The sequence below is a fragment of the Klebsiella sp. A-Nf5 genome (assembly GCF_002810545.1).
Taxonomy (GTDB): domain Bacteria; phylum Pseudomonadota; class Gammaproteobacteria; order Enterobacterales; family Enterobacteriaceae; genus Klebsiella; species Klebsiella variicola.
Window position 1 is genome coordinate 17,439 of the sequence record NZ_PIOG01000092.1, and the last position, 14,372, is coordinate 31,810.

General features: G+C 58.7%; 12 protein-coding genes. 8 read left to right on the plus strand and 4 right to left on the minus strand.

Annotation, left to right across the window (positions count from 1 at the left end; genetic code table 11):
* Together CWM53_RS09655 and CWM53_RS09660 are read right to left on the minus strand one after the other, a co-directional pair.
* Positions 1–186, minus strand: coding sequence for a YnbE family lipoprotein (locus CWM53_RS09655; protein ID WP_012968375.1), 186 nt, complete (start codon positions 184–186; stop codon positions 1–3).
* Positions 183–2,822 carry a YdbH family protein gene (locus CWM53_RS09660; RefSeq protein ID WP_074386028.1) on the minus strand — a complete coding sequence of 880 codons (2,640 nt, stop codon included), beginning with the start codon at positions 2,820–2,822 and terminating at the stop codon, positions 183–185. The genes CWM53_RS09655 and CWM53_RS09660 overlap by 4 nt, the downstream gene beginning before the upstream one ends.
* Positions 2,823–3,027: 205 nt before the next feature.
* Between CWM53_RS09660 and CWM53_RS09670 the strand changes: the two genes are divergently transcribed.
* The 3 genes from CWM53_RS09670 (at position 3,028) to hslJ (ending at position 5,228) form a co-directional block, all read left to right on the plus strand.
* Positions 3,028–3,528: a DedA family protein gene (locus CWM53_RS09670; protein WP_074386029.1), complete on the plus strand. Its 501-nt coding sequence runs from the start codon at positions 3,028–3,030 to the stop codon at positions 3,526–3,528.
* A gap of 147 nt (positions 3,529–3,675) precedes the next feature.
* Positions 3,676–4,665, plus strand: a complete 990-nt coding sequence (locus CWM53_RS09675) for a 2-hydroxyacid dehydrogenase (RefSeq protein WP_074386030.1) — start codon at positions 3,676–3,678, stop codon at positions 4,663–4,665.
* A gap of 122 nt (positions 4,666–4,787) precedes the next feature.
* Positions 4,788–5,228 carry a heat shock protein HslJ gene (gene hslJ, locus CWM53_RS09680; RefSeq protein ID WP_074386031.1) on the plus strand — a complete coding sequence of 147 codons (441 nt, stop codon included), beginning with the start codon at positions 4,788–4,790 and terminating at the stop codon, positions 5,226–5,228.
* A gap of 44 nt (positions 5,229–5,272) precedes the next feature.
* Here the strand turns inward: hslJ and CWM53_RS09685 are convergent, their stop codons facing one another.
* Entirely contained in the window at positions 5,273–5,536 is a 264-nt protein-coding gene (locus CWM53_RS09685; protein ID WP_004140155.1) for a DUF333 domain-containing protein, read from the minus strand.
* Between the two features lie 363 nt (positions 5,537–5,899).
* On the opposite strand from CWM53_RS09685, the gene nifJ reads away from it, so the two are divergent.
* From nifJ to ttcA, 5 genes are all read left to right on the plus strand, one after another.
* Entirely contained in the window at positions 5,900–9,427 is a 3,528-nt protein-coding gene (nifJ, locus tag CWM53_RS09695) for a pyruvate:ferredoxin (flavodoxin) oxidoreductase (RefSeq protein ID WP_100729835.1), read from the plus strand.
* A gap of 358 nt (positions 9,428–9,785) precedes the next feature.
* A complete protein-coding gene (gene ompK37 / locus CWM53_RS09700; protein WP_022066059.1) occupies positions 9,786–10,910 on the plus strand; it encodes a porin OmpK37 in 1,125 nt (374 codons plus the stop codon).
* A 142-nt stretch (positions 10,911–11,052) separates the two neighbouring features.
* Positions 11,053–11,265 carry a KTSC domain-containing protein gene (locus CWM53_RS09705; RefSeq protein WP_074386033.1) on the plus strand — a complete coding sequence of 71 codons (213 nt, stop codon included), beginning with the start codon at positions 11,053–11,055 and terminating at the stop codon, positions 11,263–11,265.
* An 81-nt stretch (positions 11,266–11,346) separates the two neighbouring features.
* Positions 11,347–11,781, plus strand: coding sequence for a universal stress protein UspF (uspF, locus tag CWM53_RS09710; RefSeq protein WP_100729834.1), 435 nt, complete (start codon positions 11,347–11,349; stop codon positions 11,779–11,781).
* A gap of 231 nt (positions 11,782–12,012) precedes the next feature.
* Positions 12,013–12,948, plus strand: a complete 936-nt coding sequence (ttcA, locus tag CWM53_RS09715; protein ID WP_002902422.1) for a tRNA 2-thiocytidine(32) synthetase TtcA — start codon at positions 12,013–12,015, stop codon at positions 12,946–12,948.
* Positions 12,949–12,993: 45 nt separating this feature from the next.
* On the opposite strand, the gene dbpA is transcribed toward ttcA, so the two are convergent.
* Positions 12,994–14,367 (minus strand): ATP-dependent RNA helicase DbpA, encoded by a 1,374-nt coding sequence (gene dbpA / locus CWM53_RS09720; protein ID WP_008805151.1) that lies wholly within the window; start codon positions 14,365–14,367, stop codon positions 12,994–12,996.
* Between the last annotated feature and the right edge of the window lie 5 nt (positions 14,368–14,372).

Here is a 14,372-nt window from a genome sequence, read left to right on the forward strand (position 1 = left end):
TCAGAACAAATCACTGCGGGATTTCAGCAGGTTTTCCACATCCTTATCGACCTTGATGTGGATCTCATGCTCAATTTTGACATTCATATTAATAGTGATGGGCTCTTTCGAGGCCGCAATTTCGATACGCGGCGTACAGCCGGCGAGCAGCATCGGCGCCACCATGGCCAGTAGCAACTTATTCATTTAGGTTCCTTACATGTCTTACCGTCCGTACAGTGCCGCACGGGCAGCATGGCATTCTGTTCGAGCCACGCCTGTAAATTGTCGCCGAAGCGTAAACTGCGCCACAGGTCGAAAATATTCTCTTCATGAGCGTAGTTTAAATGCACGGTACTGCTTTTCCCTTCCACCCGGCTGGTGCCGTTGATGGTGGCCTTAAGCGTCAACACGCCCAGATTGTCGAGGTTAATCCGCGTCCACGAGCGGGAGATCTCCATATAGCGCAGCCAGTTAATCGCCGCCCCGGCGGAGACATTGTCCGCCACCAGCGCATCGGCAGTGTCTTTATCCAGCCGCAGGGTCATCGGCCCGTCATTGCGCAGCCAGCCGTCGTGGATGATCCATTGGTTGTTTTCCAGCCACAGCGGCAGCGCGCCGCTCACCGCGCCGGACATGGCGAACTGCTTCACCTTGACGGCGCTGGTGAGTTCGCTGCTGGAGATATGCTGCAGGCGGATCAGCGCCGGATCACGCTGCGGCATGCGCAGCTGCAGCAGCGTCAACTTACCGCCTAACAGATCGACGCTGACGTCGCTGAGCTGCAGCGGATTGGCCTCACTCCACGGCCAGGTGCCCTGCAGGTCCGCCGTCAGATTGCGCGCGGTAACCTGGTTGACGATTTCGCCAATACGCAGGGAGACCGGACGGCGGGTGCCCAGTTGCCATTGGCCATCGCTGAAACGGAATGGCAGCACGAAGTCGACGCCGTTAATCTGGTTATCCGGCATCCAGGCGCTGCCTCCCTTCAGCACGCCGTGGCCGCCCGCCTCAAATCCCTGCCCGGCTGCCGCCGAAAAGGCCACCTGCGCATAGAGACTCCCTTCCCGCAGGTTCATCTTCCAGTCCGGTGGCACCAGCGGCTGGAACACCGTCAGCGACTGTTTTGGCCACCACGCCTGGCCGCGCAGCCGTTCGCCGTCCCAACGCCCGGTCAGCCGCACCGGGCCAATGGTATCGGCGTGCAGGGAGCCGGTGAACTGGAACCACGTCGGATCCCGGCCGTCGAGGGCAAATTTCAGCGTTGACGCCGGGAGATAGCTGCCGCCGGAAAAGGTGGTTTTTGCCGCGTCCAGCGACAGCGCGCCGGTCAGCCGCGGGTGCTGGGCATCACGCAGCCAGCGGATCGGCTGCTCGAGCGTCAGACGCGGCGTACTGACCCGCATCGTGCCGTACTCGAGCTTATCGAAGCCGGTGGAGAGGCTGCTCAGGGTAATGGCATTGTCGCGCCACTCCCCGCTGCCCTTCACATCCCAACGCGCCTGCATCGGGGTGAAGTGTCCCTCACCCCAGTAGCGCCATTGCCAGCGGCCGCTGTCAGGCAGAAAATCGCTCGCCTGACCGTCCAGATGCAGCGTAAAGTCGCCCATCTGCTGCTCATGGGCGCGGAGGATCGCCTGCAGGCGGCCATCGACGCCCTGCTGGGTCACTTTCACCCCAGCCAGCGGCCAGCGAATTTCATCAATATTCAGCGCATCGATCACCCGTCCTCGCGAACGCAGCAGCGCCCCGGGATGAAACGCCAGCTGCGGGCTGACCAACGACCCGCTGAGCTGGGCCGGCAGCGCCGCGTAGAAGATCATCTCACCCAGCTTGGCCTCGCCGGTGAGCCGCAGCGGCATGTCGCTGTTATCCATGCTTAGCTTGCCCGGACCGATATTCAGCACTGCGTTGCCTTTGCCAGCATGCCCCTCGGTGAGGACATTTAAGCGACCGCTGACGGTCATCTGCTCGGTCCCCTGCTGCCAGTTGCCCACCGACAGTGCGACACGCCCGCTGAGCGGATAGTTCTGGTAGCGGGTGCGCCAGCGGCCGTCGCTGATGGTGATCCGCTCCGGAGTGATCTCCCACGGTAAGTCCAGGATCGGTTCTACCTCGCCGCGCGGCGTCACCAGCAGCTGGCCGCGATTGTGCTGCCACTCGAGCTCGGCATCGATCCATTCCGCGGTCTGTGGAAATTCAAAGGTGCCCTGCATCTGGCCGTCGACCGGCAGGCCATCCGGCACCAGCGGCAGATGGAAGGTCCCCACCAGCTTCACCGGCGGCTGATCGTCAGTCAGCCGGGCGCTGAACTGGCTGACGGTGAGGGCCTGGCCGCGCAGGCGCGCCTGCAGACTCAGTTCCTTACCGGCAAAGCCGATGTCCTGCTGCGCTGGCGTCAACGACATCACCAGCCGCCCCTGCCATTTCTCCCACGGCGACAGCCGCAGGTTATCAATCGTTAACCAGCTGTAGGGCAACATCGATTGCCATTCGGCGAGGGTGCGCGGCGATCCCGGCGTGGGCTCGCTGGCCGGCAATTTGCTCAGACAAGCGCTGTTGATGTCCAGCTGGCCAATATGCAGCCGCCAGCGGCTGGGACGCGAGAGGCGGGTATCGGTCACCCGGGCGAGTTCACAGTCACCCACCAGATAGCGCAGGTCGGGGATCAGCAGAGCGGACCGCGTCAGACGCGGGCTCTCCTGCAGCGAGATACGAGTGCCCACGGGCAGCCAAATGCCCGCCAGCGTCGGCACCCAGTGGGTCAGCGTCAACAGCAGCGTTAGCGGCAATAACACCAGCACTAACACCAGCGCGATGGCGGCTTTATATTTACCCTTCATGGGCAGTTAATATCCTGATTCAACATAAGTAAAAGCCGAATGGCGTCTATTGTGACACGTTCGACCAGTGAGTGAAAGTTTGCGGCCTGTTAAAGCATAGTTGCCAGCGGGTATCGCGGCGCGGCGATCGGCCGTCATCATTTAGCTTTTGTTTAAGCAACGCCTGCCACACTCCAGCCAGACAGAATGGCTTGCGGGAGAGACGGTGTCGTTCATTATTTCGCTCATTGAGAGCGCACAGGGCCACTATCCATGGGTGTTGCTGATTGTTTTCCTGCTCACCTTCACTAAATCCTGCGCGCTGGTGTCGCTGGCGATCCCGGGCACCTCCGGTCTGCTGCTGTTGGGGACATTCGCTTCCGCCAGCCTCGGTCATTTCCTGTTAATGTGGTCCAGCGCCAGCCTCGGCGCCATCGGCGGATTCTGGCTCTCGTGGTGGTTAGGCGTTCGCTATCGTCACCGCCTCACACAGTTACGCTGGCTGACCGCCGAGCGGCTGGCCCGCAGCCGACTCTTTTTTCAGCGCCGCGGGCTGTGGGCGGTCTTTTTCAGTCGCTTCCTCTCTCCCCTGCGCGCCACCCTGCCCCTGGTCAGCGGCGCCAGCGGCCTGCCGCTGTGGCCATTTCAGTGGGCTAACGTTACCTCTGGATTACTGTGGCCGCTCCTGCTGCTCTCCCCCGGCGCTTTTAGCCTCAGTTTGTGGTGAAAAAACTTTGTCTTTCAAAGAGATTCCGCAAATCCGCGATATGCTCTAGAATTAGCATAAGCACCTGCTATTTAAACTATTTTTTAATAATTGTACGATTATTTTAAATATGCTACCGTGACGTTATAATCACTGGAGAAAAGTCTTATGAAAATCGCGGTTTACAGTACGAAGCAGTACGATAAAAAGTACCTGCAGCACGTGAATGATACCTACGGCTTTGAACTGGAATTCTTCGACTTCCTGCTGACAGCGAAGACCGCCAAAACCGCCAACGGTTGCGAAGCGGTGTGTATCTTCGTCAATGACGATGGCAGCCGCCCGGTGCTGGAAGAGCTGAAAGCCCACGGCGTGAAGTATATCGCCCTGCGCTGCGCCGGGTTTAACAACGTCGACCTCGAGGCGGCGAAAGAGCTTGGCCTGCGCGTGGTCCGCGTCCCGGCGTACTCTCCGGAAGCCGTCGCTGAGCATGCGATCGGCATGATGATGTCGCTCAACCGCCGCATCCACCGCGCCTACCAGCGTACCCGTGATGCCAACTTCTCTCTCGAAGGCCTCACCGGTTTCACCATGTACGGCAAAACCGCCGGGGTGATCGGCACCGGCAAAATTGGCGTGGCGATGCTGCGGATCCTCAAAGGTTTCGGTATGCGTCTGCTGGCGTTCGACCCGTACCCAAGCGCCGCCGCGCTGGAGCTGGGGGTGGAATATGTCGACCTCGCCACGCTGTACAAGGAATCGGACGTGATCTCCCTGCACTGCCCGCTGACCGACGAAAACTACCACCTGCTCAATCGCGAGGCGTTTAACCAGATGAAGGACGGGGTGATGGTGATTAACACCAGCCGCGGCGCGCTGATCGACTCTCAGGCGGCCATCGACGCCCTGAAGCACCAGAAAATTGGCGCGCTGGGGCTGGACGTTTATGAGAACGAACGCGATCTGTTCTTTGAAGACAAATCCAACGACGTTATCCAGGACGACGTCTTCCGCCGCCTCTCCGCCTGCCACAACGTACTGTTCACCGGCCACCAGGCGTTCCTCACCGCTGAGGCGCTGATCAGCATTTCGGAGACCACTCTGGGCAACCTGCAGCAGGTCGCCAACGGCGAAACCTGCCCGAACGCCATCGTCTGATTCCTTTCCCTTTTGTGCTCCTCTCCCGGGGGGAGCACATTCAGATAATCCCCACAGATCCCCGCTGCGATACCGTTACACTGGCTTTATTTTATTAGTAATGTGAATGTTTCGGAGTACAAATGAACAAATTTGCAGCGCTACTGGCGGCAGGTATGCTGCTGTCCGGCTGTGTCTACAACAGTAAGGTGTCCACCGGCGCGGAACAGCTGCAACATCATCGCTTCGTGCTGACCAGCGTCAACGGCCAGGCGGTCAACGCCGGCGACCGGCCGCTGGAGCTGAGCTTCGGTGAGAAGATGGCTATTACAGGCAAGGTGTATGTAACGGGCAATATGTGCAACGGCTTTAGCGGGGAAGGTAAGGTGTCGGACGGCGCGCTGAAGGTGAAGTCGCTGGCAATGACCCGGATGCTGTGCAACGATGCCCAGCTTAATACCCTTGACGCGACGATCGGCAAGATGCTGCGCGAGGGCGCACAGGTCGATCTGACGGAAAACCAGTTGACGCTGGCGACCGCCGACCAGACGCTGGTCTATAAGCTCGCCGACCTGATGCACTAGCCGGCATTGAGGTGCCGCTGACGCTGCCCCGCGACGGGGCGCCGTTAGTAGCCGCAGCTGCCGCCTGCCAGCGCCTGCTCGCTGCAGCGTTTGCCGTTCGGCAGCGCACACATGCCAATCGCCGAACCATCGAGCTGACGAGCCACCGATAACGAGCCGCCTATCATGGCGCAGTTGGCCTGACCGGCGTCGCTCATCGCCGCCCGCATGCCTGGCGTGACGTGCGCCGCCGTGGCCTGCTGAACGGGTTCACTACTGCACGCCGACAGCAACAGCGCCGCACAACCTACTAACATCGCAGCTCGCATTCTCTCTCCCCTCGGAAACGTCTTAAAAAAGCAAACCCCAGAATAATAGGCAGCGTGGCGGGCGGCGTCGAGAGGGGAAGTACGTATTTATGCGCCTCATTAACATTTTCTAGCAAATTTTCGCCGAAAGCTTGATCTGCTCCGGCCTGGTCGCCGGGCGCGCGTGGTTCCCCCCCTCTGCAGGCAGCCATTTTCTCCGCGAACCATGCAAAATATTGATCTGGTCACGGGTGCCCGGCGCATTGAGGACACAAATGCAAAAATGGCCGCGCCAACGGTTTGCTAAACTACCCCTTATATAATTACAGGGCGCGTCGCGGTTTCACGTGTCCATTCTTTTGCGCAATGTAAGGGTGTCTTCATATGATTACGATTGATGGTAATGGCGCGGTCGCTTCCGTCGCGTTTCGCACCAGTGAAGTTATCGCCATCTACCCGATCACGCCCAGTTCAACGATGGCGGAACAGGCCGACGCCTGGGCCGGCAATGGGCTGAAAAACGTCTGGGGCGATGTACCCCGCGTGGTCGAAATGCAGTCGGAGGCAGGCGCCATTGGCGCCGTACATGGCGCGCTGCAGACCGGCGCCCTCTCCACCTCCTTTACCTCATCGCAGGGCCTGCTGCTGATGATCCCCACGCTGTACAAACTGGCCGGCCAGCTGATGCCGTTTGTGCTGCACGTCGCCGCCCGCACCGTCGCCACCCACGCGCTATCGATCTTCGGCGATCATTCCGACGTCATGGCCGTGCGGCAAACCGGTTGCGCTATGCTGTGCGCCAGCAGCGTCCAGGAGGCGCAGGATTTTGCGCTGATCTCGCATATCGCCACCCTGCAAAGCCGGGTGCCGTTTATTCATTTCTTTGATGGTTTCCGCACCTCGCACGAAATCAACAAAATCGCCCCGCTGGCGGATGACACCATTCGCGCCCTGCTACCGCAGGATAAAATCGCCGAGCATCGCCAGCGCGCGCTCAATCCGGAACACCCGGTGATCCGCGGAACCTCGGCCAACCCCGACACGTACTTCCAGTCCCGGGAGGCCACCAATCCGTGGTACGACGCGGTCTATGACCATGTTGAGACGGCGATGAACGACTTCGCCGCCGCCACCGGCCGTCAGTACAAACCGTTTGAGTTTTACGGCCACCCGCAGGCAGAGCGCGTGATCGTCATTATGGGTTCGGCTATCGGTACTTGCGAAGAGGTGGTTGATGAACTGCTGAGCCGCGGCGAGAAAGTCGGCGTGCTGAAAGTGCGCCTCTATCGCCCGTTCTCCGCCGCCCACCTGCTGGCAGCACTGCCGGAAAGCGCCCGGGCGGTAGCGGTGCTCGATCGCACCAAAGAGCCTGGCGCGCTTGCCGAGCCGCTGTATCTCGATGTGATGACCGCCCTGGCGGAAGCCTTTAACCGCGGCGAGCGCGAGACGCTGCCGCGCACCATCGGCGGCCGCTATGGCCTCTCCTCCAAGGAGTTCGGCCCGGAATGCGTGCTGGCGGTATTTAGTGAACTGCAGTCCGCTCAGCCGAAGCCACGCTTTACCGTCGGTATCTATGATGACGTGACCAATCTGTCGCTGCCGCTGGGAGAAAATACCCTGCCGGCTGAGGCCAAACTCGAGGCCCTGTTCTACGGTCTCGGCAGCGATGGCAGCGTGTCGGCCACCAAAAACAACATCAAAATCATCGGCAACTCGACCCCGTGGTTCTCGCAGGGCTATTTTGTCTATGACTCGAAGAAAGCGGGCGGCCTCACCGTCTCGCATCTGCGCGTCAGCGAAAAACCGATTCGTTCTTCGTATCTGATTTCGCAGGCTGATTTCGTCGGCTGCCACCAGCTACAGTTTATCGATAAATACCAGATGGCCGAACGGCTGAAGCCCGGCGGTATTTTCCTGCTCAACACGCCGTACAGCGCCGATGAGGTCTGGTCTCGCCTGCCGCAGGAAGTTCAGGCCACTCTGAATCAGAAAAAAGCGCGTTTTTACGTGGTCAACGCGGCGAAAATCGCCCGCGAGTGCAGCCTCGGCGCGCGCATTAATACCGTGATGCAGATGGCGTTCTTCCATCTCACCCGCATCCTGCCGGGCGACAGCGCGCTGGCGGAACTGCAGGCGGCGATCGCCAAAAGCTACAGCAGCAAAGGCCAGGAGCTGGTGGAACGCAACTGGCAGGCGCTGGCCCTGGCCCGCGAATCGCTGGCGGAAGTGCCGCTGCAGCCGGTGAACGCCAGCAGTCCGAACCGCCCGCCGGTGGTCTCCGACGCCGCACCGGATTTCGTCAAAACGGTCACCGCCGCGATGCTGGCCGGCCTCGGCGATGCGCTGCCGGTCTCCGCCCTGCCGCCGGACGGCACCTGGCCCATGGGCACCACGCGCTGGGAGAAACGCAATATCGCCGAAGAGATCCCCATCTGGAAGGAAGCGCTGTGTACCCAGTGCAACCACTGCGTCGCCGCCTGCCCGCACTCGGCGATCCGCGCCAAAGTGGTCGCGCCGGAAGAGATGGAGAACGCCCCTGCCAGTCTGCACTCGCTGGACGTCAAATCCCGCGATATGCGCGGACAAAAATACGTTCTGCAGGTCGCCCCGGAAGACTGCACTGGCTGCAACCTGTGCGTTGAAGTGTGCCCGGCGAAAGATCGCCAGAACCCGGAGATCAAGGCCATCAATATGATGTCGCGCCTGGAGCATGTGGAAGAGGAGAAGGTCAATTACGATTACTTCCTCAACTTGCCGGAAATCGACCGCACAAAACTGGAGCGGATTGATATTCGCACCTCGCAGCTGATCAGCCCGCTGTTTGAATACTCCGGCGCCTGCTCCGGCTGTGGCGAAACGCCGTATATCAAACTGCTGACCCAGCTGTATGGCGATCGGATGTTGATTGCCAATGCTACCGGCTGCTCCTCCATTTACGGCGGCAACCTGCCCTCGACGCCGTATACGACCGACGCCAACGGCCGCGGCCCGGCATGGGCCAACTCGCTGTTTGAGGATAACGCTGAATTCGGGCTCGGCTTCCGCTTAACCGTCGACAAGCACCGTCAGCGCGTGATGCGCCTGCTGAGCGAATTTGCCGACAAACTGCCGGCAGAGTTGAACGCGGCGTTACATGCCGAGGCGACGCCGGAAGTACGCCGCGAACAGGTGGCGGCCCTGCGCCAGGCGCTGGCCGGCGTGGACGGCGCTGAAGAGCTGCTGACCGATGCTGACGCGCTGGTGGAGAAATCCGTCTGGCTGATCGGTGGCGACGGCTGGGCCTACGATATTGGCTTCGGCGGTCTGGATCATGTGCTGAGCCTGACGGAAAACGTCAACATTCTGGTGCTGGATACCCAGTGTTACTCCAACACCGGCGGCCAGGCGTCAAAAGCCACCCCGCTGGGGGCAGTCACCAAGTTTGGCGAACACGGTAAACGCAAGGCGCGCAAAGATCTTGGCGTCAGCATGATGATGTACGGTCATGTGTATGTGGCGCAGATTTCGCTCGGCGCGCAGCTGAACCAGACGGTGAAAGCGATTCAGGAAGCGGAAGCCTATCCGGGACCGTCGCTGATCATTGCCTACAGTCCTTGCGAAGAGCACGGCTACGATTTGGCGCTCAGCCACGATCAGATGCGTCAGCTGACCGCCACCGGATTCTGGCCGCTCTACCGCTTCGACCCACGTCGCGCCGACGAAGGCAAGCTGCCGCTGGCGCTGGACTCTCGCCCGCCGTCCGACGCGCTGGCCGAGACGCTGCTCAACGAGCAACGCTTCCGTCGCCTGAACGCCCAGCAGCCGGAGGTGGCGGAGCAGTTGTGGAAAGACGCCGCCGCGGATCTGCAGAAACGGTATGACTTCCTCGCCCAGCTGGCCGGCAAAGCGGAGAAATCACCGAGCGAAGGCTAAGGTTATTTTCCATCCTGCAGCCATAAAAAAAGCCCGAACATGTTGTTCGGGCTTGTCGTTTTACCGATAAACAAAATCATTCCGCAGAATGAGACGGCAACAATAAATAATTGGCATGACAATAAAGGCATATAACGTGCGAATAATACGTGATTACCCTGGGCATGTATAATTTTTATTTTGTATATTATCCACGGATATATTCAGCATAATTATCACCATTTCTTTGGTATTATTTATTTTAGATTTTACTTATATCGTAACAATTGAGTCTTACCATATCTCAGACCGCTCCTTTAGCATGAGTTCACTTCCTTCCCGGAAGCTAAAACATAAAAACAGTTAAAGGAATTTCTTCATGAAAAGAAAAGTACTGGCCCTCGTTATTCCGGCTTTATTAGCCGCCGGTGCCGTCCATGCGGCGGAAATTTATAATAAAGACGGAAATAAATTAGATCTCTATGGCAAGGTAGACGGTCTGCACTATTTCTCCAGCGACTCGAAAAAAGACGGCGATCAAACTTATTTGCGTTTCGGCTTTAAAGGCGAAACCCAGATCAACGATATGCTTACCGGCTATGGTCAGTGGGAATATAACGTTCAGGCCAACAACACCGAGAGCTCCAGCGATCAGGCGTGGACCCGTCTGGCATTCGCGGGTATCAAAGTCGGCGATTACGGCTCCTTCGACTACGGTCGTAACTACGGCGTGCTGTACGACGTCGAAGGCTGGACCGATATGCTGCCGGAGTTCGGCGGCGACTCCTACACCTATGCGGATAACTTTATGGCAGGCCGCGCCAACGGCGTCGCGACCTACCGCAACAGCGATTTCTTTGGCCTGGTGGAGGGTCTGAACTTTGCCCTGCAGTATCAGGGTAAAAACGAAGGTCAGAACGCGCAGGATATCAACGTCGGCACCAATAACCGCAGCAGCGACAGCGATGTTCGCTTCGACAATGGCGATGGCTTCGGTCTCTCCACCTCTTATGACTTCGGCATGGGCATCAGCGCGGCAGCGGCCTACACCTCTTCTGACCGTACCAACGATCAGATGACCCAGACCAACGCCCGCGGCGATAAAGCCGAAGCCTGGACCGCCGGCCTGAAGTACGACGCCAACGATATCTACCTGGCGACCATGTACTCAGAAACCCGCAATATGACCCCGTACGGCAATGACGGCGTGGCCAATAAAACGCAAAACTTCGAAGTCACCGCGCAGTATCAGTTCGACTTCGGCCTGCGTCCGGCCATCTCCTACCTGCAGTCCAAAGGCAAAGATCTCTATAATAACGGCCGCTACGCCGATAAAGATCTGGTCAAATATATGGACGTTGGCGCTACCTATTACTTCAACCGTAATATGTCTACCTACGTTGATTACAAAATCAACCTGCTGGATGACAACGACAGCTTCTACAAAGACAACGGTATCTCTACCGACAACATCGTCGCCCTGGGCCTGGTTTACCAGTTCTGATGCGCCAGCCCGCCGGTTCCGGCGGGCTTCTTCCTCCCGCCGTACAGTAGATAAAACAAAACAATATATCCCGCTGGTTAAAATAGCCGTCCATTTAGTGATATAGTCGTGCTCAGTCAGTGCTTGCCCGAGGACGTCCACCATGCATCATCACCCGGTAAAATCATCCCGAATTATCTCTGTCGCCTACGATGACGCCTCCGCCACACTGGAAATCCATTTTTATCACCAGCCACCGTTGCAATATACCGGCGTGCCGCCGCGTATTTTCCGTGACTTTTTACAGGTGGTGTCAAAAGGTCGATTTTATGACGGCGTGATCAAAGGGAAATTTCCCGAACGCAAGCCACGTTAATGTCAAAGTGTGACCTCGGTCATGATACAAAACGTGCTCTAATGCCGTACAATATGAGGGGATACTTAAACAGGAGGTTTTATGAGCAGAATGATTCTTGTCCCCATCGATATCTCTGATATAGAATTTACTGAACGCATTATCAGTCACGTTGAATCGGAAGCACGGATTGACGACGCCGAGGTCCATTTCCTCTCCGTGATCCCTTCCCTGCCCTATTATGCCTCACTGGGAATGGCCTACACCGCCGAGCTGCCCGGTATGGATGAGCTGCGCGAAGGAACGGAAACGCAGCTTAAAGAGATCGCCAAACAATTTTCCATCCCGGAAGATCGGATGCATTTTCACGTCGCCGAAGGGTCGCCAAAAGATAAGATCCTCGCACTGGCCAAGTCGCTACCCGCCGACCTGGTGATCATCGCTTCGCACCGGCCAGATATCACCACCTATCTGCTGGGCTCCAACGCCGCCGCGGTGGTCCGCCACGCCGAGTGCTCCGTCCTGGTGGTTCGTTAACGCCACAGCCCGCCGCCCGGCGGGCTTTTTATTTCCGCTTACACCGCCTCCGCCTGCCTGCCCGCAGCGGAAAGTGCCGGAAAGATGCTGACATTCCGCCCCTGAATCCGTACCATACACGCCACGGTTGTCTGTCAGACCTCATTAATTGCTACGCGCCAGCGCCACGTTGTCCAGGCTGGCAGAACGCGTGCTCTTCTGATGCCACACTATGAATTGAGCCACTATTACATGCTGCAAAATCAAGAAATCAGTAAAAAAGAAAAATACAACATCGATAAGCTGCAGAAACGTCTGCGCCGCAACGTCGGTGAGGCGATTGCCGACTTCAATATGATTGAAGAGGGCGACCGCATTATGGTTTGTCTTTCTGGCGGCAAGGACAGCTATACCATGCTGGAGATCCTGCGTAATCTGCAGAAAAGCGCGCCCATCTCCTTCTCGCTGGTGGCGGTGAACCTCGATCAGAAACAGCCTGGGTTCCCGGAGCATATTCTGCCGGCGTATCTTGAGCAGCTGGGCGTGGAGTACAAGATTGTCGAAGAGAATACCTACGGCATCGTCAAAGAGAAGATCCCGGAAGGGAAAACCACCTGCTCGCTGTGCTCTCGCCTGCGTCGCGGCATCCTCTACCGTACCGCCACCGAGCTCGGGGCGACCAAGATCGCCCTCGGCCATCATCGCGACGACATCCTGCAGACGCTGTTCCTGAATATGTTCTACGGCGGCAAAATGAAAGGGATGCCACCGAAGCTGATGAGCGACGACGGAAAACACATCGTCATCCGCCCGCTGGCCTACTGCCGCGAAAAGGACATCGAGCGCTTCTCCCAGGCCAAAGGCTTCCCGATTATTCCGTGCAACCTGTGCGGTTCGCAGCCAAACCTGCAGCGTCAGGTGATCGCCGATATGCTCCGCGACTGGGATAAGCGTTATCCTGGGCGCATTGAAACCATGTTCAGCGCGATGCAGAACGTGGTGCCTTCACATCTGAGCGATGTCAATCTGTTTGATTTTAAAGGCATCACCCACGGCTCCGAGGTGGTGGACGGTGGCGATCTGGCGTTTGACCGGGAGGATATTCCCTTGCAGCCCGCCGGCTGGCAGCCGGAAGAAGAAGACGCCCGTCTCGATGAACTGCGTCTGAACGTGGTGGAAGTGAAGTAACCCTCACGCGTCTCAGGCAGCCGCCTGAGACGCACTAACCTGCCCTTACTTCAGCAGTCGAACGCGGCAGGCTTTGCCCTTAATCTTACCGTTTTGTAACTGCTTATACGCCTTCTGCGCCATATTCTGGCGGATCGCCACATAGACATGAGCCGGATGGACGGTAATTTTGCCGATATCGGCGCCATCAAAGCCCATATCCCCGGTCAGGGCTCCCAGCACATCTCCCGGGCGCATTTTCGCCTTTTTACCGCCGTCAATACACAGCGTGGCCATCTCCGCCGTCAGCGGTGCGATGGTGTTGCCCGTCGGCGCCGGCAGCCAGTTCAGGGAGAGCTGCAGCATGTCGGCCAGGATCGTGGCGCGCTGCGCCTCTTCCGGCGCACAGAAGCTGATGGCCAGCCCTTGTTCGCCGGCGCGGGCGGTACGGCCGATGCGGTGAACATGCACCTCCGGATCCCAGGCCAGCTCGAAGTTCACCACCAGCGCGAGGGATTTGATGTCGAGGCCGCGGGCGGCGACGTCGGTCGCCACCAGAACCCGGACGCTGCCGTTGGCGAAGCGCACCAGCGTCTGATCGCGGTCGCGCTGCTCGAGATCACCGTGCAGCGACAAGGCGCTCTGCCCGGCGGCGTTGAGCGCATCGCAGACCGCCTGGCAATCGCGTTTGGTGTTGCAGAACACCACACAGGATGCGGGCTGATGCTGGCTGAGCAGGCGCTGCAGCAGGGCAATCTTACCGTGGCGGGAAACTTCAAAAAACTGCTGCTCAATCGCCGGGAGCGCATCGACAGTGTCGATCTCTATCGTCTGCGGATTGCGCTGCACCCGGCCACTAATCGCCGCGATTGCCGCCGGCCAGGTGGCGGAAAACAGCAGGGTCTGCCGGTCAGCCGGCGCGAAGCGGATCACCTCGTCGATGGCGTCGCTGAAGCCCATATCGAGCATGCGGTCCGCTTCATCCATCACCAGGGTCTGCAACGCGTCAAGGGAGACCGTCCCCTTCTGCAGATGATCGAGCAGACGGCCCGGGGTGGCGACGATGATATGCGGGGCGTGCTGGAGTGAATCTCGCTGGGCGCCAAAGGGCTGCCCGCCGCAGAGCATCAGAATCTTGATGTTCGGCAGGCAGCGCGCCAGGCGACGCAGCTCGCCGGCAACCTGATCGGCCAGCTCGCGAGTCGGACACAGGACCAGCGACTGGGTTTCAAAGCGCGCCGGATCGATATGCTGCAGCAGACCCAGCCCAAATGCGGCCGTTTTTCCGCTGCCGGTTTTTGCCTGCACGCGCACATCTTTTCCCGCAAGGATCGCCGGCAGGGCGGCGGCCTGAACCGGCGTCATCGACAGATAACCCAGCTCATTAAGGTTGGCTAATTGGGCGGCAGGTAAAACAGTCAGGGTAGAAAAAGCGGTCACAATGT